The organism is Parvibaculum sp. (genome assembly GCF_002684405.1).
Lineage (GTDB): Bacteria > Pseudomonadota > Alphaproteobacteria > Parvibaculales > Parvibaculaceae > Parvibaculum.
Genome location: NZ_NYVD01000069.1, coordinates 1 through 18,224, shown reverse-complemented (window position 1 = coordinate 18,224; position 18,224 = coordinate 1). Strand labels below are relative to the sequence as shown.

The following is an 18,224-nucleotide window of genomic DNA, read 5'->3' as shown; positions in this document are numbered from 1 at the left end:
GGCTTCGGCTGCGTCCGATCCTGATGACGACGGGCGCGATGGTGCTGGGGTCGATGCCGCTGGCGCTGGCAAGCGGCGCGGGCGCGGAAAGCCGCCAGGCCATCGGCGTCGTGATCGTCGGCGGGATGAGCTTCGGCACGCTGCTGACGCTCTTCGTGGTCCCGACGGTCTATCTCATTGTCGTTTCATGGCGGGAGAAGCGCCGCGACGCGCGAGACGGTCAGGCTATCGAGGCCTGACGCCGCGCCTCGCGCAATTCGCGAATAACGGGACCCAGCATTTCCTCGTGGAAGCGGTCGCAGCCGATACAGGGATTTGCGTAAGGCAATCCCTGCGGCGTGGTGGTGTGCGACTCCGCTCGCATGCGCGTTTCGGTCCAGCCCATGCTTTCGCCCATGCGCAGCGGATCGCCCTGATTGAGCGCCTCGAAGACGGGGTGGCCTTTGAGGCTGTCGAGAATGTCGGTCAGGCGTTCTTCCGTCAGATTGCCGATCGGCAGTTTCGTTTTCAGGCAGCAGGGATAGACATCGCCATTGGGTTCGATGGCGACTTCCGATCCGGCAAAACCATGGTTCAGGAAATTCCTGGCGCCGGACCAGCGGGCGCAGAAATCGGTTTCCATGCCGGCGGTGGAAAGGCCGTTCTCCCAGGCGCGGCCGCGCGGCCATAATTCCTCGATCCACTGGCCGGGCTGGGCGCCGAAGAACAGGAAGCTGGGGCCTTTGGCTTCGCCGTCTTTCGGGGCGGGTTCGAAGCCGGCTGCCAGAAACATCTCCGTCAGCTTTTCCTGGAAGGCCTCGCGCTTTGCGCCCTCCATGCCGACATGGAAGTCGTCCATGCTGGCGATGGCGACGGTCCAGATATTGTGCTCGCGCAATTCGTCCAGCATTCGCGGTGTCAGGATATCGCCCGTTGTCTGCATGGAGAGGCGGACGCCGTTTTTTCCGTATTTTTCGGTCAGTGCGTCGAGCGCGGGATAGAAGAGCGTTTCGCGCACCGGGTCGATCATCACTTCGCCGCCTGAAATAATGATCCGGCCTACCCGTTCCGACGGGTTTCCGTCGGCGTCCGGCCGGGCGGGATCCTTGTAGATCATGCTGTCGGGCAGGTTGGCGACGATCTTGCGGAAGCTCGCCTCGCCCTCGGCCATGACCGCGGCGAGGTAGTCGCGGACGTAAGGGCGGAAGCGCGTGTCGTAGCAGTGCTTGCAGCGGCGATGGCAGGCCCATGTCAGGGCGTAGTAGATCGATTCCACGGTGCGCCTTTCTTTCGTTTCCCGCAGGAGAATAACGAACCGGAGGGCGTGTGCGGATCACATGAGCGTGAGAACGGTGCCGAGCCCTCAGACCGGCCGGTCGCCGTTCACCGTGACGCGCTCCATCTCGCGGCGGTGGCCGTGATAGTCGTTGAGCGCGAAATGCTGCGTGCAGCGATTGTCCCAGAAGGCGAGCGCGCCTTTCGTCCAGCGAAAACGGCAGGTGAAGGGTTCCTGCGTGCAGTGCTCATAGAGGAACTGCAGGAGCGGCTGGCTTTCGCGCCGCGTCCAGCCGACGAAGCGCTCGGTGAAGGCGGGGTTCACATAAAGCCCCTTGCGCCCCGTTTCCGGATGAGTGCGCACCACGGGGTGCTCATAGGCAGGCACGTCACCCTCGGCCCGGTTGACCTCCATGCCCTTGCGCTTTTGTGCGGAATGGCCTTCGCGCCCGTATTCCGCCTTGGCGGTATGGACGGCTTTCAGGCCCTCCAGCGTCTTCTTCATGCCGTCCGACAGCGTTTCATAGGCGAGATACTGGTTCGCCCAGAGCGTGTCGCCGCCATAAGGGGGCACGTCCTTGGCGTAAAGGATGGAGCCGAGCGCCGGTTCTTCCAGAAACGACATGTCGGAATGCCAGCCGCCGCCGAAATTCAGCCTGTCTTCCGGCTCCTTCACGATGCGCATGATTTCCGGATGCCCTTCCATGCCCTTCACATAAGGATGGATGTTGAGCGTGCCGAAACGGCGGCCGAATTCCTTGTGCTTTTCGGGCGTCAGCTTCTGGTCGCGGAAGAAGATCACCAGATGATCCAGAAAGGCCTGGTGGATGTCGTCGAACTGTTCGTTGGAAAGATCGGCGGACAGGTCCGCGCCCTCGATCTCCGCGCCGAGCGCACCGGCGATGGGGTTTACCTCGATGGTCTTGTAGCTTTTGGCGCTCATGGTCTCCTCCTCGCCTCTCCGGTCTTGTGCCGGGGTTTGAGGAGAGCAGTCTAGCCGATGTGCGCCGTCAGTCGAGAGAGCCGGTCAGCGAGGCGCGCTGGGACATCTCGATCCAGTTGCCGTCGGGATCGCGGATGAAGGAAATGCGCGCCGTTTCGCCCAATGTGCGCGGCGCTGCGCCTTCTGCGCCGCCCCGGGCGAGGATCGCGGCATGTTCCTCATCGACCTTGAAGATCTGCACGGTGATATAGCGCCAGCCCGGCCCATCCATGGCGGCGTCGGCGGGGGCGTCCGGGTCTTCCTCCGCCAGGATCATGCTGTCGCCGCAACGAAAGGCGATGCCGCTTTCAACGGGGATTTCCTCAAGCTCCAGCACGCGGCCATAGAAGTCGCGATGGGCGGCAAGGTCGCGCACGCCGAGACGGACACCAATGCGCGTGATGCCCAGATAGCCTTCCGGCACCAGCGTGACGCGGTTGCCGTCGGGATCGGTGAGGGCTTCAGGCTTGTTGATACCTGTCCGTGCGATCAGCAATTCGCGGTAGCCCGAGGGCGGCGCATTGGGCAGCGGATCGCGGGCATGGTTGATCTTCAGAACCGAGCCCGCGAGGTCGTGGCGGTGCTGGCGTTTGCCGCCGCCCAGCGGCAGGACGTGATCGAGTTTCAGGCCGACCTTGTTCTGCCAGAAGTCGAGCATGGGCTCGAGCGAGTTGGTGAAGAGCCCGACATCGATGCGGGGTTTTGCGAGATGCATGCCGGGCTCTCCTGCTTTTCTTAAGGCGCTTCGTTGGAGAAGACGATCGTGCCCGACGAGGCGAACATGCCGCCCACGCCATGCGCGATGGAAATCTTCGCATCCGGCACCTGGGCGGGCGCAATGCCACGCATCTGCCGCACGCTTTCCTGAAGCGCATACATGCCATACATGCCCGAATGCATGTAGGAGAGGCCGCCGCCATTGGTGTTGAGCGGCAGCTTGCCGCCGGGCGCCGTGTTGCGTTCGCGGATGAAGGCCGCGCCTTCGCCACGCTCGCAAAAGCCGAGGTCTTCAAGCCCGTAGATCGGCAGATGCGCGAAGGCGTCATAGATCATCAGGTGATCGACATCGGAATGCTTGATGCCCGCTTCGTCGAAGGCTTTCTTGCCCGAGACGCGGAAGGCCTTCGACGTGGTGAAGTCTTCCATCTGGCTGACCATGGGCGTTTCCACGCTTTCGCCCGTGCCGAGAATGTAGACGGGCTTTTGCGGGAAGTCCTTTGCGCGCTCGGCACTGGTGAGGATGAGCGCACCGCCGCCATCGGTGACGAGGCAGCACATCAGCAGCCGGAACGGCCAGGAGATCATGCGCGAGTTCAGCACATCGTCGACGGTGATGAGATCGCGGAAGCTGGCGCGCGGGTTTTTCGCGGCCCATTCGCGCTGGATCACGGCGACCATGGCCACGTCTTCCTCGGTCACGCCATAGGTCTTCATGTAGCGCAGGGCGGGAATGGTGAACATGCTCGGCGGGTTCGTGATGCCATAGGGAACTTCGAACTGACCCTGCTGGCTCTGCGGATCGCGGCTGAAGCGCCGCGCGCCGACGCGCGAACGTCCCGATTCCGCATGGGTGATGAGGACCGTGTTGCACAGGCCTTCATTGATGGCGGCCGCCGCGTGGCGGACATGCAGCATGAAGGAACATCCGCCCACCGAGGTGCCGTCCACCCATGTCGGCGTGATGCCGAGATAATGCGCGGTCTCGACGGGGCTGTCGCCCGCTGTCGCCACGCCGTCGATATCCTTGGCGGTGAGACCGGCATCGGCCATTGCGTTGAGCGCGGCGTCGGCATGGAGCGCGAGCTGCGACTGGTTCGGGATCTTGCCCATCTGCGTCGTTTCGGCGGCGCCGACGACGGCGACTGATTTCTGTTTCATCTCTCGTCCCCTTGCTTCACTTCGCCGGCCGGAATTTGGGCAGGCTGATCTCGTCCGTCGCCTTTTCGAATGTGACTTCGAGGGGCATGTCGAGCTCAAGCGCTTCGGGCGTCTGAGGGCAGTCCACGATGTTGGTCATCATGCGCGGGCCTTCTTCCAGCTGCACGACAGCGATGGAATGGGGCTCTTCGCCGAAATCGGGACGGGGACGATGGTTGATGACGTAGCTGTAGAGCGTTGCCTTGCCGCTCGCCTTGACCACTTCTACCTCGCGCGCCGAACAGGCCGGGCAGAAGTCGCGGGGCGGGAAATAGGTGTGATTGCAGGTTTTGCAGCGTTGCAGCCTGATTTCGCCGTCCCGGCAGCCATCCCAGAAATGCTGCGTTTCCGGCGTGGGCTGGGGCAAGGGGCGTTTGTAGTCCGCCATGAGGACCTCCCTGACATATGTGATTCCGGTTCTTTGAATGCCGGAAATTCGGATGCGGAAGGATAGCGGGGCGGGGGGACTTGGCAAGCGACTCGGATGAACAGGCGTTCGCCCGGATTGAACATTTGTCCCGGGCACATATATTGATGGTATGAAAATCAATGCCCGCTTTTTGAGCCTTTCAATCGTGGCGGCGTCGCTGGTCGGCGCCTCGGCTCATGCTGCGGATGCGCTTGGGCCTGCCGACGGGACAGCACTGATCGGTCTTGGCGGCCAGGTGGCAACGGCAGGTGTTTCAGGCGGCTTGGCTGATCCGGTCCCGCTTTTTGCCGGCGCCAATGGCCCTGCGATTTTCGTCTTGAACGTGCCGTCGCTCGGCCAAGCGGGAAATGGTGGCGCAATGGGCAGCACTCTCGGCTCGAAAGCGATGAAGCCCGCAAGCAAGGGCATTTCGCAGTCGCCGGGTCGCACCATCGAAGGTCTTAATCGCTGATCAGTCGAAACCGTGAAATGTCGCGAAACTGTCGAGCGGTTCGCGTTCGGCAACCAGCGTGTTCACGGGCTGCGTTTCATCCGCATAGCCCAGCGACATGCCGGCGATGATGTATTCGTCGTCCGGCACATCCAGCACCCGGCGGGTGACGGACCAGAAATTGTTCCACGCCCCTTGCGAGCATGTGTCGAGGCCGCGCGCTTTCGCAGCGAGCATCAGCGTCTGCATGAAGATGCCGATATCGATAAAGCTCATCGCATCGAGATCCTTGTCGATGGTGAAGATGAGCCCGACGGGCGCGTCGAAGAATTCGTAATTGCGGCCCCATTGGCGCCAGTTCGCCGCCTTGTCGCCTTTCGGGATGCCGAGCAGGCCGTACATTTCCTTGCCCAGCGTGCGCAAGCGACCGGTATAGGGCTCCTTGCGCTTGGAGGTACGCGGAAATTCCGCCTTTGCGTCCTGAGGATCGTTCTCGCGATGAGCCATCACCTCGGCGACGAGGCGATCGCGCATCTCGCCCGCGACCACATGCACTTTCCAGGGCTGGATATTGGTGCCGGAGGGCGCGCGTGAGGCGAGTTCGAGAATTTCCTCCATCAGGTCGCGCGGCACGGGATCGGGCCTGAAGGCGCGAACGGATTTGCGCGACCGGATGGTGTCGTCGATATGCATGAAGCTGCCTCACTGGATGCGGATTTCGATTGGCGCGAGTTTAGCGAGGCGGCATAGTCGGTCAAATAAACGGGCTGAGACGAGGGAGGCCGGGATTTTCAGAACTACTGCGCCGACGCGTATCGAACGCCAGATTGTCGGCACATGGGACCAGTGGATTGTCTGGCGGCTGGGCGGGCGCCCGGCGGTGGTGGCAGCGAGCGTTCCTCTCATCCTGATGGCGAGCTTCTATCTGCCGGCCTGGCTTCTGGGCAATTACGAGACGATGGAGCGCGGCGCCTGGTCGGGGAGCGTTTTCGGTCTCGATCCTTTTTCCTGGGCCGCGTTCGTCGTCTCGTTGCTCGGTGGATACACGCTTTCGGTCACGTCCTTTTCCATCCTGCGCGACTGGGAAGACATGGTGCGCCTGTTGCCCGTGCTGGACGAAAAGGCTCATGACCTTCTCGCCACCTGGCGGTCTCCGGGCCGTCCGCAACTCCAGTACGGCCGCATGGCAGGCTATGCGGGCATGGTGCTGGGCATCTTCGTCATGCTCGTCACCGTGCCGGGGCTCGTCGATGTTCTTCACCTCCGCTTTCTTCTGCCCATGGGGCCGGCTCCCATCGAGGGGGCGGTTGCTTTCGTGTCGCTTTGGTTTCTCGTCATGGGGCCTGTGCTTTTCTACATTCTGGGCCAGGGACTTTTCTTTAGTATTTCGGAAGGCGTGTTTCTGCGCCGGTTGCAGCGGCAATATCTGCGGATCGACCTTCTGGATATAGACAGGCTGGCGCCGCTGACGCGAATTGCGATGCGGCGATCGGTGGTGTGGATCGTCGGCGCGACGCTGGGCTCGCTGTTTTTTCTGAGCGCGGGGATCGAGCGCACCGCGCTCGAGCCGCTTTTCCTCGGCATTTGCGTCATCGCGGTCGGCGTGCTGATGCCCCCCTTGATCCGGGTTCATCAGCATATCGTTCGTACCAAGAAGGAAGAACTCGACACGCTGCGGGCGGCGATCCGGGAAGAACGCGACCTGGCGCTCGACCGTGACGAGCGCGGCATGCAGGCCATCGCCCGGCTTCCCGGCCTCATCGCCTTTGAAAATCGTATCGATCAGGTGCGCGAATGGCCGGTCGATTTCGGCACGGCCAGCCGCTTCGCTCTTTATCTCGGCATTCCGGTCTTCTCATGGGTCGGCGGCGCATTGGTGGAAAAGCTGGTGGATGCTTTCCTCTAGCGCGTCGCCCCCAAGGCTCACAATCCGAGTACAGCCTTCGACATGATATTGCGCTGGATCTCGTTCGAGCCCGCATAGATGGAGCCCGCCCGGTCGTTGAGATATTTGGGCGCTACAGGCAGGGCATAGTCGGGGCCGACATGCGCCTGACGTCCTTCCGGCGCTTCATGGCCCGGCACCGGGCCGCCGGGGCAGGTGGCGTGGGGCTGGAAGGGAACGGCGTAATAGGCGACTGCTTCCAGCGCGATCTCGGTCAGGCGCTGGCTCAGTTCGGTGCCGCGCGTTTTCAGCATGGAGCTTTCCGCGCCCGGCGCCTCGCCATGGCTGAGTTTCGACATGATGCGGTGTTCGGTGAATTCGAGCGCGGTGATTTCAGACCAGGCTTGCGCCAGTTTTTCTGCGAAGGCCGTATCGTCGATCAGCCTGTCGCCCGTGCCTGAAAGTTCTTCGCCCGCGATCATGCGGATGCGTTCGAGCCTTGTATGCAGCCCCGGCGCATAGGCGTGTCCGCCGCGTTCGAATTGCAGCAGGTATTTCGCGACCGTCCATCCATCGCCGACCTTGCCGACGACATTCCTTTTCGGCGCGCGGGCATTGGTGAAGAAGATCTCGTTCTGAACGTGTTCCCCCGTCAGCATGATGAGCGGTTTCACCTCGATGCCGGGCGTATCCATGTCCATCAGCAGGAAGGTGATGCCGCGCTGGGGAATGTCTTCCTTCGAAGTCCGCACCAGGCAGAAGATGCGGTTGGCGTATTGACCATGCGTGGTCCAGATCTTCTGGCCGTTGCAGAGATATTCGTCGCCATCCTCGACGGCGCTCATTTGCAGGCTCGCCAGATCGGAGCCCGACCCCGGTTCCGAATAGCCCTGACACCAGAAATCCTCACCGTTCAGAATGCGCGGCAGGTAGAAGTCTTTTTGTTCCTGCGTGCCATAGCCGATGAGCACGGGGCCGCACATGCCCACGCCCATGGGCGAAAGCGGCGGGGCGCCGGCGGCGGCAAATTCGCTGGCGAAGATGTAATGCTGCACGACGGACCAGTCGCAGCCGCCATGCTCCACCGGCCAGGCAGGCGCGACCCAGCCCTTTTCGAACAGCGTTCTATGCCATTCCATCGTGGTTTCATGATCGGCATAGACACTGGTCATCAGCTTGCCGCGGCGGCGCAGCTCCGGCGTCAGTTTCTCGTCGAGAAAGCCCCGCACCTCGTCGCGGAATTGTGCGTCCTCTTTTGCGTAAGCGAGTTCCATCGCCTTTTCCTCCCGAAACTCAATAGCTGTTGCGGCAGAGTAGGCGACGGGCTTTTGCGCGAGTCAAACGGGACGGGGTGGATGCAGCGTGCCGCTGCGGCAGTCGCAGCGCATTCGGTTCAACGCCTGCGGGATGTGGAAAGCGTCTCGCCATTGGCGAGGGGCATAAAAAGGCGTAAATGGATGACAAGCGCCCGTGTCAAAGAGGCGCTTTATTGATTCAGGGCGGTTGGAAATGTCCGAGCTAGAGGAAAAGCCGAAGGATCGGGAGACCCCGGACGCGCAGGAAAACGCGGCGCCGGGACTTGCCGAGCGGGCCAAGCAGGCGGCCGAAATTCTTGTCGGCAAGACGACGCCGGAAGAGCGCAAGCGCGCCTTCGTGATCCTCTTCATGTGTCTGCTTGCCGTCGGCATGGGGCAGACGCTCGTTTTCGCCGTGCTGCCGCCGATCACGCGCAAGCTCGGCATGGGCGAGTTCGAGACGACGATGATCTATTCGCTCTCGGCCCTGCTCTGGGTGATGACCAGCGCCTTCTGGGGACGGCGCAGCGATGTGATGGGCCGAAAGCCCGTCATCCTGATCGGTCTTTTAGGGTTTGCCGTCTCGACCACGCTGTTTGCCTTCGCCGTGCTTTTCGGGCTTTGGGGCATGGTGCCTTTGGCCTTCCTGTTTCCGCTGCTGATGGGAACGCGGGCGATCTTCGGCACCTTCGGCTCGGGCACCATGCCCGCCGCCCAGGCCTATGTCGCCGACCGGACGACGCGGGCCGAGCGCGCCTCGGGCGTCGCGGGCATCGGCGCCGCCTTCGGTATCGGCACGGTTGTGGGACCGGGCGTCGCGGCGGCTTTTTCGGAAATCCACATTCTCGCGCCGTTCTTCGCGGTGGCTGTGCTGGCCTTCCTGTCGGCGCTGATGATCTGGTTCCTGCTGCCGGAACGCACGGCGCCCAAAAGCTCCGTTGCCGAAAAGCGCGCCGGGGTGAAGCTCAACCTGATGTCGCCCAATGTGCTGCCCTGGGTCGTCGTGGGCGTGCTGTTGAGCCTTTGCCAGTCCACGACCATGCAGCTTGCCGCGTTCTATTTCATGGATGTGCTGCATCTGGAAGCGGAGGCGGCGACGCAGGCGATTTCGATCGGGCTTCTCGTGATGGCGCTGTCGACCATCATGGCGCAGATCGGCCTTATCCAGCGCTTCAACCTGTCGGTGCAGTTTCTGCTGCGCTGGGGGGCGGTGACGATGATCCTTGCATCGGCGATGCTGGTGATCGCCAATTCTCTCGGCGTTCTCGTGATCGGTATGGGGCTTGCGGGCCTTGCCTTCGGGCTCCTGCGGCCGGGGCTTCAGGCAGGCGGGGCGCTCTCCGTCTCACCCAAGGAGCAGGGCGCCATCGCCGGCATTATCGGCTCTACCGCGGCGACGGGCCATGTCATCCACCCCTTTGTCGGCATACCGCTCTACCATTGGCACCATTTCGCACCCTTCATCATGTGCGGCGTGCTGATGGTCATCATTCTCGGCTTTGCCGTCTTCCACCCGCTGATGAAGGATCTCGATCAGCGGGCGGATGATTTCGAGGATGAAGAAGAAGGCATCGGCTACCACTAAGGGCCGACGCCTTCCTGCCGAAGCGCTCTAGCCGAGGGCGCCGTCGGCTTCCCACTGGCCCATCAAGGATGCGACAGCAGCCGAGAAGGCATGGGGCTGGTCCAGCATGATGTGGTGCTGGGCGCCGGCGATGGTGAAGACGGGGCTGCCCGGACGAAGCCCGCGAATGAAATCCAGCCGCTCCGGCTCGTAATCCTTGCTGTACTGACCGAAGAAGGACGCCGCCTTGCAGGGCAGGCCCGCATAGATCTCGGCATGGTCGTCGCCCATCTTGAGGCCGTTGAAGGCGGGGCCGTCGAACTTCCATGTCCAGCCGGTTTCGTCGGACGGTGCACGGCCGGGGTTTTCGCCCTTCTTCACCTCGCGCAGGCTCAGCGGCGCGATGTAGTCGATGATGAACTGGTTCGCGCAGACCTGAAGCGGTGCGAGGCGGAAGCGGGCCACCGCGCTTTCGAAGTCGGGATAGATGCGGGTCGGGCGGCGCTGGTTGCCGTCCCGGGTGAACCATTCATGCGCATCTTCCTTGGGGCGCACGGTGAAGTCGGCCAGAATCAGGCCGCCCAGCTTGTCGCCGTAATGCTTGCCCGCGATGAGGGTGACGAAACCGCCGAAGGAATGGCCGCAGATAACCGGCTTGGGGCCAAGCCCGGCGGCGAGCGCCACCTCGCCGATGCCCCGTGCGAAGCTTTCGCGCGTATAGCTCTCGCGCCATTCGCTGTCGCCCATGCCCGCCAGATCCATCGAGGCGACGTTGTATCGGTCGGAGATCAGCGGCGCGATGAAGTGGAACCAGTTGGCGTGCGCGCCATTGCCATGGACGAACAGGACACCCGGGCGCTTGGGGTCGTCATTGCCCCAGCGATAGTAATGGATCTTCGCACCGTCGACTTCCAGCCAGTGCTCGGTGCGCGGGGCGTCGAGCGCCTCCTTGAACCATTGGGGGCGGTGGCGAATGATGTCTTCGTCCGGGATATGCGGGGGCGTGGGCCCGCGATTTTCCCATTCTTCCTGCAGCTTGCGGGCTGCTTCCGCCGCGTGCGCCGCCTCGGCGGAGCTCTGAGCTTCGTCGTAAGCCATGATACAGATCCAATACTAATTCCGTCGCGCCGGGGCCGAAGGTGACGCCCGCGCCATTTTCGAGTTGGCTCCGGTTTAGCCCGAATCCGCGATGGTGAAAAGCCGAGGCGGTCAGATCGTCCCCAAAGGGGCCATGAGCCCGGGAAATGCGGGAGGAATAGGGGATTCTTCCGGTTGACAGAGCGGGTCCGCCCCTCTAGTTTCCGCGCCAATTCATCGACAAGACGGTCCGATAGCGGGCCATGGGCGGCAGCGGTATAGAGCCAGCGCGGCCCGGGCACCGGCAGACGGCCCCATTTTGAGGTTGAGACATGAAGATTCGCAATTCGCTGCGTTCGCTGCGCAACCGGCACCGCGACAACCGTCTGGTCCGCCGTAAAGGCCGCGTATACATCATCAACAAGACCAACCGCCGTTTCAAAGCCCGCCAAGGTTAATTGAACCTGGGCTGCGCCGGATGGCAGGGTGTGCCGCAGGCATGCCGACAATGAGTTACAAGGCCGCGTTTCCGGACGCGGCCTTTTTGTTTGTTGGCCGGTTGACGCCGAAGGGGAGGGCTGGGGGGACATGACGCGCCGCGCCGTCATATTCGATATGGGCAATGTGCTGATCGATTGGGATCCGCATGAGGCCTACCGGCAGCATCTGCCGGATGCAGGCGACCGCGTCGCCTTTCTCAGCCGCTTTTTCCCCAAGATGTATAACGCGGTTCATGACGACCCGCGGTCGATGAGCGCGTGCCTTGCGCCGCTCAAGGCAGAGCATCCCGAGATGCGACATCTGATCGAGGTCTATGAGCTGGAATGGCATCGCTTTCTCGGCGGGCCGATGCCGGAAAGCATCGAGATCCTCGATGCGCTGCATGGGAAGGGGGTGCCGCTTTACGGGCTCACCAATTGGCCCCATCAGGTCTGGCCGCCCCATCGGATCGAGGGGGTGGGAAACCCCGATGCCTATGGCTTTCTGGGCAAGTTCAGCGACATTGTGGTCTCCGGGCAGGTGCGGATGCGCAAGCCCGATGCGGAAATTTACGCCCATGCGCTGGAGAAATTCGGGTTGAGAAGCGATGAGGCTGTTTTCGTGGACGATTTGCCGGAGAATGTGGCCGCAGCCAACGAACTCGGGGTTCACGGCATTCAATTCACGAATGCGGATGCGCTGCGGCGGGAGCTTGAGGATCTCGGCCTTCTTTGACCGGCGGGGTCTGACGGTATAGTTGGAAGAGGCAGTCGCGCGCTCGGAAACCACCAGACGAGACAGGGGAAAGCCAGATGGCCAAACGCTTCATGATCTACGGTGCCACGGGCTATACGGGGAAGCTTGTCTCCAAGGCCGCGAAACAGGCGGGTATGAGCCCTCTGCTGGCGGGCCGTAACGAGGCGCGATTGAAGGGCATCGCCGCGCAGCACTCCTTCGACTATCAGGCGATTTCGCTCGACGAGCCGGAAGCGCTGGAGGCAGGGCTTTCGCAAGTGGATGCCGTGCTCAATATCGCCGGGCCGTTTTCCCAGACCTGCAAGCCGATGCTCGATGCCTGCATTAAGACGGGCACGCATTATTTCGACATTACCGGCGAGATCGACGTCTTCGAATATTGCGCCTCGATGGATGCCAAGGCGAAGGAAGCGGGCATCATGGTCATGCCCGGCACCGGTTTCGATGTGGTGCCGTCCGATTGCCTGGCCGCGCATATGAAGGCGCGGATGCCGGATGCGACCGAGCTTGTGCTCGGCATTTCGGGCTTTGGCGGCATGTCGCGCGGGACGGCCAAGACGGGTATCGAAAGCATCGGGCAGGGCACGCGTATCCGCAAGGATGGGCGGATCGTGCGGGCCCGGGGCGCGCTCGCCCGCGAGATCGATTTCGGCAAGGGGCTGGTCGAATCGGTCGCCGTGGGCTGGGGCGATGTCGCGACGGCCTATCACTCGACCGGCATTCCCAATATCTCCGTCTATTTCGAAGCCAATGCGCAGATGAAGCAGATGGCCGGCATGGGCGGTCTGATGCGCTGGGTCCTCAGCCTCGGGCCGATGCAGCGCATGCTCAAGCGCCGGATCGATCAGGAGCCGGAAGGCCCCGACGAGGTGGCGCGCGAGACGGGCCGGATGGAGCTTTACGGCGAGGCGTCGAACGAAAAGGGCGAGACGGTATCGTCGCGGCTGACGACGCCGGAAGGCTACCGGCTGACCGCCATGACCTCGCTTGAAATCGTCGCGCGTGTGCTGAACGATGAAGGCAGGGCCGGGTTCCAGACGCCGTCCGCGGTTTTCGGGCCGGATTTCATCCTCGAATTTCCCGATACGTCGCGCCAGGACCTCTGAGCGCCGCGCGATCTTCGGATTGGCGGGTGCGCGCAAGGCCGCCTATCATGCGTCATGGCCTCATTGCGCAGCCCCATTTCCGGTCTTCTGGCCTTCCTTCTCGTTGCCGGCCTCGCCTCGGCGCCCTCTTCCGTGCGAGCAGGGGCGGCGCCGCAGGCGAAAGAGGCAGGGCCTCCAGCCTCTGAGCAGACGCCTGAGCGCCGGTCGCGCGAGCAGGTGCTGGACATGCTTTTCGCTCAGCTGAAAGCCGCCAAGAGCCGGGAGGCCGCCGAAGGTCTGGAAGGCGCTATCCGGAAAGTCTGGATGGCGTCGGGTAGCGCCAGCGTCGGGCTTCTCATGTCGCATGGCCTGAAGGCTCTGGCGGCCAAGGACTATGAGGACGCGCTCTTCTATTTCGATGAGGTGGTGTCGCTCGCGCCGCATTATTCGGAAGGCTGGAACAAGCGCTCGGCCGTGCATTTCCTCCTCAACGATTATTCCGCCGCGCTGGCCGATCTGGAGCATGTGCTGCGGCTGGAGCCGCGCCATTTCGAGGCGCTGGCGGGGCTTGCCGTCATTCTGGAAGATCTGGGAGACAAGAAAGGCGCGCTCGATGCCTATCGCCGGGCGCTGGAGCTCGACCCCTGGCTCGAAGGGGTCCCGGCGCGCATCAGGCATCTGAAGCCGGAGGTGGAAGGCCGGGGAATCTGACGACGGCTGGCACCGGCGTCATGCCGATCCGGAACCGCCTTTCGGGCGTATCGTTTTCATGGTGACAGAGATGATCTTTTATGTGGCGGGGGCCTTCCTCCTTCTTCTTGTCGGTTTTTGGACCTATTCCGCCTGGACGAGCTGGCGGATCGAGCGGCGCTATCCGCCGGTCGGCGCGTTTGTGGAGGTCGAGGGGATCCGGCTTCACTATCAAAAACGCGGGGCCTTGCAGGACGGTGTTGCGCCGGTGGTGCTCATTCATGGCGCGAGCGGCAATCTGCGCGACATGATGAATGCGCTGGGCGATGTGCTGGCCGCCGAGACATGCGTTCTCGCCTTCGACCGGCCGGGCCATGGTTGGAGCGAACGGGGCCGGAGCGGGCGCGGGGCGGATATGGCAAGCCCCGCCGCTCAGGCGCGGATTATCCGTCAGGCCGTGCGCGATCTCGGGATCGAGCGGCCCGTCATTCTCGGTCATAGCTGGGGCGGCGCGGTGGCAGCCGCCTATGCGGTCGAATTCGGCGACGAGATTGCCGGTGTCGTGCCGCTTTCGGGCGCGCTTTATCCCTGGCCGGGCGGTATCGCCTGGTATCACGATGTGATTGCGACGCCGCTGGTCGGGAGCCTGTTTCTGCGCACCCTGATGACGCCTGCCGCGCAATTGCTCGCGCCCGCCGGTGTCATGGCGACGTTCAAACCCAATGATGCGCCCGACGGATATGCGGAAGCCATCGGTCTGCCGATGATCTTTCGGGCCAGGGAATTCGGTGCGAACAGCGAGGACGTCCGGAACCTGAAGGAAAATCTCGCGGCGCAGAGCGCACGCTATGACGAGATCTCGGCGCCGGTCATCGTCGTCACCGGTAATGCGGATTTCACGGTATCGCCGAAAATTCATTCCTATGCCTTCCACAATGCTGTGAAGGGCTCGGAACTCGTCAAACTCAAGGGCGTGGGGCATATGCCCCATTACGAGCGGCGCGAGATTGTCGCCGATGCGGCGCTGAGGCTCGCGCGCGGGCAAGCCCCGCGTCGAGGCGAGGTCACGGTGCAGCCGGATGAAAGCGTCGAAATCCGTGAAGCGGCAGACTGACCGGGGATCCGGCGTCTAGCGATCCACGAAGGCGATCCGCAGCATGTTCGTCGCGCCGGGTGTGCCGAGTGGTACGCCCGCGGTGATGACAATGCGCTCGCCGGGCTGGGCGAGACTTTCCTCAAGCGCGATGCCGCAGGCGCGTTCCACCATGTCGTCGAGATCTTTCGCATCCGCCGTCAGCACGCAGTGAAGGCCCCAGACAAGGGTGAGGCGGCGCGCGGTCTCCCGTATGGGGGTCAGCACGAGGATCGGGATCAGGGGCCGCTCGCGCGCGGCGCGCAGGCCCGTGGAGCCTGAATTGGTCCAGCAGGCAATGGCGGCGGCATTGAGCGTGTCGGCCACGGAGTGCGCGGCGGCGCTGATAGCGTCCGCGCCGGTCGCTTCGGGTTCGGTGCGCTGGGCATAGATGATGCCGGGATAGGTCGGATCGGCTTCGACGGATTGCGAGACGCGGCTCATCATGTGAACGGCTTCGACGGGAAACTGGCCCGCCGCCGATTCCGCCGAGAGCATGATCGCGTCTGCGCCCTCGAAGACGGCGGTTGCCACGTCCGACACTTCGGCGCGTGTGGGCGTGGGCGAGGAAATCATCGATTCCAGCATCTGGGTCGCCACCACCACCGGCTTGCCGGCGCGGCGGGCGGCGCGGGTCAGGCGCTTCTGCCAGCCGGGCACCTGCTCCAGCGGCAGCTCCACGCCAAGATCGCCGCGCGCCACCATGATGGCGTCGGAAATTTCGAGAATTTCTTCCAGATGGTTCAGCGCCTGCGGCTTCTCGATCTTGCCGAGAATGGCGGCGCGCCCCTGAGCGATCTTGCGGGCTTCGGCAATGTCGTCCGGGCGTTGGACGAAGGACAGCGCGATCCAGTCCACGCCAAGATCCAGCGCTGCGTCGAAATCGCGGCGGTCCTTTTCGGTGAGGGCCTTCAGCGGCAGGATCGTGTCGGGGCAGCTCACGCCCTTGCGGTTGGTGAGGCGGCCGCCGACCAGCACTTCGGTATCGACGAACTCCTTGCCCTTCTTCGTGACGCGCAGCCGGATCTTGCCGTCATCGAGCAGCAGTGCGTCGCCTTCCATCAGCGCATCGAATATTTCGGGATGCGGCATGGGCGCGCGCTCGCGCGTGCCGGGCTCCTTCTTCATGTCGAGGCGGAAAGCGTCGCCGTTTTCCAGCATGGCCGCGCCGTCATGCATTTCGCCGATGCGCAGTTTCGGACCCTGCAGGTCGGCGAGAATGCCGATGGGGCGGCCCACTTCCGCTTCGACCTGCCGGATGGCGCCATGCAGGCGCTTGAGGCCCGGATGATCGAGATGGCTCATATTCAGCCGGAAGACATCCGCGCCGGCTTCCCAGAGTGCCCGGATCATCTCCGGGCTGTCGGAAGAGGGGCCGAGCGTTGCGATGATTTTGACGTTGCGCCTGCGTGTCACGGGGGGGCTCCAAGGGGCTTTCATTCCTGAGACGAAGGGGATTCGTCCGGTTCGACAAGGATGACCCGAAAGTCATTCACATTCGTGAACGAAGGGCCGGTCTTCAAGAGATCGTCTATTCTGGCGAAGAATGCGCCGGAGTTATGTCGGTCGAGGTGTTTTTTAGCGTCCAGCCCGGCTTTGGCGGCGCGTGAAAGCGTATCCGGCAGCGCAAAGGCGCCTGCCGGGTCGTCGGCGTTGCCCGATCCGCCGTCGATCCCGTCGGTGTCGGCGGCGAGCGCGGCGATCCCGGAGGCGCCGTTAAGGGCGAGCGCCAGGGCCAGCGCATATTCCTGGCTCGGACCGCCTTGCGTGCCCGGTTCGGCATTGGGGCCGAAAGTGACCGAGACTTCACCGCCCGACAGGATGGCCGTGCGCACGCCCTCGTTTCGGAGCTTCAGGGCGAGGGCGGCGTGCTTCGCGGCGACCTCGCGTGCCTCGCCCTCCACGGCGTCGCCCAGCAGCAAGGGTTCGTATCCCCGCTCGCGGGCGAGCGTCGCTGCCGCTTTGAGGGCGGCGTTGCCGCTGGCGACGATGCGGTAGCTGTCTTCCGCGAAAGCGGGATCGCCGGGCTTGGGCGTTTCGCCCGCCGCGTCGAGCGCGGCGGCGATACGGGCCGCGATCCCGCCATCCAGATGCTTTTCGAGCCGGGCGAGGATGGCGCGGGCTTCATCCAGTGTTGTCGGATCGGTGACGGTGGGGCCGGAGGCGATGGTGCTGGGGTCGTCGCCTGCCACATCGGAGATGGTGAGCGTCGTGCAGGGCGCGGGGTGTATGGCAGCGGCAAGCCGCCCGCCCTTGATGCGCGAGAGATGTTTGCGCAGGCCGTTCATGGCGGTGATGGGCAGGCCGGCTGCGAAAAGCGCTCGGGTGACGGCCTGCTTGTCGGCGAGCGTCAGGCCTTGCGCCGGCAGCGTTGCGAGGGCGGACCCGCCGCCCGACAGCAGCACCAGCGCACGATCCTGCACGGTCAGGCTTTCGGCAAGGGCCAGCAGGCGGGTGCTGCCCTCAAGCCCCGCTTCGTCGGGGACGGGATGCGCGGCTTCATTCACTTGCACATGATGGGTAGGGCAGGCATGACCGTAGCGCGTAAGGGCAAGGCCCTCGATTTGCGTGCCGGGCCAGTATTCGTCGTACCAGTCTTCCGCGGCGGCAGCCATGGAGGCGGCGGCCTTGCCGATGGCGAAGATGACGAGCCGGCCCGGATTTTCGGGCGGTGCGGGCAGGCAGGGCGGCAGGCATTGCGCAGGCAGGGCCGCGCGCAGACCCGCCTCGTAAAGGGCGGTGAGCTGCTTTCGCCATTCGTCGTTTTGCGCGCGCATCAAGTCTCCTGCATTCGCTGCCGATGCGTTTACGGGCCGATCCGGTATTATGCGCCGCGCAAGGATTTGTCACGTTAGAGATCGTTTCAGGAGAGGAGACCCGTTTGTCCCCGACACCCGACCGCCGCGAAGCCGTGCGTTTTGCGCTCGCCTATCCGTTCGAGAAACCGCAAGGCTCCTTCGTCTGGGCCGACGGGCGGGTGCTGCCGCTCGACACGCTCGATCTCGGCAATCTGGGCGATACGCGGGTGCGGTCTCCTGCGGGAAACGGCGCGCTGGGCGAGCTGATGTCGGCGCTCTATGGCGATGAGAGGGCGGGGCAGGAAGAGTGGCTCGACGAGCGCGTGATCGTGCTGGCGCATGGCTCCAACTCCGCGCCGGAGCGGCTTTTGCAGAAATTTCCCGGCGGGGACGGAGTGCCCGAGATCGTGCCCGTGCTCAAGGCGCGGATCGACGACTGGGCGGTGGTC

At 63.6% G+C, this 18,224-nt stretch carries 20 protein-coding genes; 10 read left to right on the top strand and 10 right to left on the bottom strand.

Annotation, left to right across the window (positions count from 1 at the left end):
- Positions 1-239 (top strand): efflux RND transporter permease subunit (locus CMI59_RS05860; RefSeq protein ID WP_293325981.1); only part of this gene is annotated, 239 nt, incomplete at its 5' end.
- Here CMI59_RS05860 and CMI59_RS05855 read toward each other — a convergent pair.
- The 5 genes from CMI59_RS05855 to CMI59_RS05835 form a co-directional block, all read right to left on the bottom strand.
- A complete protein-coding gene (locus CMI59_RS05855; protein ID WP_293325978.1) occupies positions 221-1,255 on the bottom strand; it encodes an SPASM domain-containing protein in 1,035 nt (344 codons plus the stop codon). The genes CMI59_RS05860 and CMI59_RS05855 overlap by 19 nt on opposite strands.
- An 87-nt stretch (positions 1,256-1,342) precedes the next feature.
- A complete protein-coding gene (locus CMI59_RS05850) occupies positions 1,343-2,197 on the bottom strand; it encodes a TauD/TfdA family dioxygenase (RefSeq protein WP_293325975.1) in 855 nt (284 codons plus the stop codon).
- A 67-nt stretch (positions 2,198-2,264) separates the two neighbouring features.
- Positions 2,265-2,951, bottom strand: coding sequence for a VOC family protein (locus tag CMI59_RS05845; RefSeq protein WP_293325972.1), 687 nt, complete (start codon positions 2,949-2,951; stop codon positions 2,265-2,267).
- A 20-nt stretch (positions 2,952-2,971) separates the two neighbouring features.
- Positions 2,972-4,114, bottom strand: a complete 1,143-nt coding sequence (locus CMI59_RS05840) for a thiolase (RefSeq protein ID WP_293325969.1) — start codon at positions 4,112-4,114, stop codon at positions 2,972-2,974.
- 16 nt (positions 4,115-4,130) lie between these two features.
- A complete protein-coding gene (locus CMI59_RS05835) occupies positions 4,131-4,541 on the bottom strand; it encodes a Zn-ribbon domain-containing OB-fold protein (RefSeq protein WP_293325966.1) in 411 nt (136 codons plus the stop codon).
- A gap of 151 nt (positions 4,542-4,692) precedes the next feature.
- Here CMI59_RS05835 and CMI59_RS05830 point away from each other — a divergent pair, with 151 nt between their 5' ends.
- Positions 4,693-5,034 carry a hypothetical protein gene (locus CMI59_RS05830; protein ID WP_293325963.1) on the top strand — a complete coding sequence of 114 codons (342 nt, stop codon included), beginning with the start codon at positions 4,693-4,695 and terminating at the stop codon, positions 5,032-5,034.
- Here the strand turns inward: CMI59_RS05830 and CMI59_RS05825 are convergent, their stop codons facing one another.
- On the bottom strand, positions 5,035-5,706 hold the full coding sequence (locus tag CMI59_RS05825) for a nitroreductase (RefSeq protein WP_293325960.1): 672 nt from the start codon (positions 5,704-5,706) through the stop codon (positions 5,035-5,037).
- 190 nt (positions 5,707-5,896) lie between these two features.
- Between CMI59_RS05825 and CMI59_RS05820 the strand changes: the two genes are divergently transcribed.
- Positions 5,897-6,919 carry a hypothetical protein gene (locus CMI59_RS05820; protein WP_293325957.1) on the top strand — a complete coding sequence of 341 codons (1,023 nt, stop codon included), beginning with the start codon at positions 5,897-5,899 and terminating at the stop codon, positions 6,917-6,919.
- Positions 6,920-6,936: 17 nt separating this feature from the next.
- Here the strand turns inward: CMI59_RS05820 and CMI59_RS05815 are convergent, their stop codons facing one another.
- Positions 6,937-8,172 carry an acyl-CoA dehydrogenase family protein gene (locus CMI59_RS05815; RefSeq protein ID WP_293325954.1) on the bottom strand — a complete coding sequence of 412 codons (1,236 nt, stop codon included), beginning with the start codon at positions 8,170-8,172 and terminating at the stop codon, positions 6,937-6,939.
- 235 nt (positions 8,173-8,407) lie between these two features.
- On the opposite strand from CMI59_RS05815, the gene CMI59_RS05810 reads away from it, so the two are divergent.
- The gene (locus CMI59_RS05810; protein WP_293325951.1) at positions 8,408-9,778 is read left to right on the top strand and encodes an MFS transporter; all 1,371 of its coding nucleotides are present in this window, start codon (positions 8,408-8,410) and stop codon (positions 9,776-9,778) included.
- 27 nt (positions 9,779-9,805) lie between these two features.
- On the opposite strand, the gene CMI59_RS05805 is transcribed toward CMI59_RS05810, so the two are convergent.
- Complete coding sequence (locus CMI59_RS05805; protein WP_293325948.1) at positions 9,806-10,855, bottom strand: alpha/beta hydrolase; 1,050 nt, start codon at positions 10,853-10,855, stop codon at positions 9,806-9,808.
- A gap of 311 nt (positions 10,856-11,166) precedes the next feature.
- Between CMI59_RS05805 and ykgO the strand changes: the two genes are divergently transcribed.
- The 5 genes from ykgO (at position 11,167) to CMI59_RS05780 (ending at position 14,959) form a co-directional block, all read left to right on the top strand.
- Positions 11,167-11,292 carry a type B 50S ribosomal protein L36 gene (ykgO, locus tag CMI59_RS05800; protein ID WP_012110943.1) on the top strand — a complete coding sequence of 42 codons (126 nt, stop codon included), beginning with the start codon at positions 11,167-11,169 and terminating at the stop codon, positions 11,290-11,292.
- Positions 11,293-11,422: 130 nt separating this feature from the next.
- Complete coding sequence (locus CMI59_RS05795) at positions 11,423-12,049, top strand: HAD family phosphatase (RefSeq protein WP_293325945.1); 627 nt, start codon at positions 11,423-11,425, stop codon at positions 12,047-12,049.
- Between the two features lie 77 nt (positions 12,050-12,126).
- Positions 12,127-13,176 (top strand): saccharopine dehydrogenase NADP-binding domain-containing protein, encoded by a 1,050-nt coding sequence (locus CMI59_RS05790; RefSeq protein WP_293325942.1) that lies wholly within the window; start codon positions 12,127-12,129, stop codon positions 13,174-13,176.
- A gap of 54 nt (positions 13,177-13,230) precedes the next feature.
- On the top strand, positions 13,231-13,866 hold the full coding sequence (locus CMI59_RS05785) for a tetratricopeptide repeat protein (protein ID WP_293325940.1): 636 nt from the start codon (positions 13,231-13,233) through the stop codon (positions 13,864-13,866).
- A 58-nt stretch (positions 13,867-13,924) separates the two neighbouring features.
- A complete protein-coding gene (locus CMI59_RS05780) occupies positions 13,925-14,959 on the top strand; it encodes an alpha/beta hydrolase (protein ID WP_293325938.1) in 1,035 nt (344 codons plus the stop codon).
- A gap of 15 nt (positions 14,960-14,974) precedes the next feature.
- On the opposite strand, the gene pyk is transcribed toward CMI59_RS05780, so the two are convergent.
- Positions 14,975-16,393: a pyruvate kinase gene (gene pyk, locus CMI59_RS05775; protein ID WP_293325934.1), complete on the bottom strand. Its 1,419-nt coding sequence runs from the start codon at positions 16,391-16,393 to the stop codon at positions 14,975-14,977.
- A 20-nt stretch (positions 16,394-16,413) separates the two neighbouring features.
- Complete coding sequence (locus tag CMI59_RS05770; protein WP_293325931.1) at positions 16,414-17,754, bottom strand: DUF4147 domain-containing protein; 1,341 nt, start codon at positions 17,752-17,754, stop codon at positions 16,414-16,416.
- 104 nt (positions 17,755-17,858) lie between these two features.
- Here CMI59_RS05770 and CMI59_RS05765 point away from each other — a divergent pair.
- Positions 17,859-18,224 (top strand): hypothetical protein (locus tag CMI59_RS05765; protein WP_293325928.1); only part of this gene is annotated, 366 nt, incomplete at its 3' end.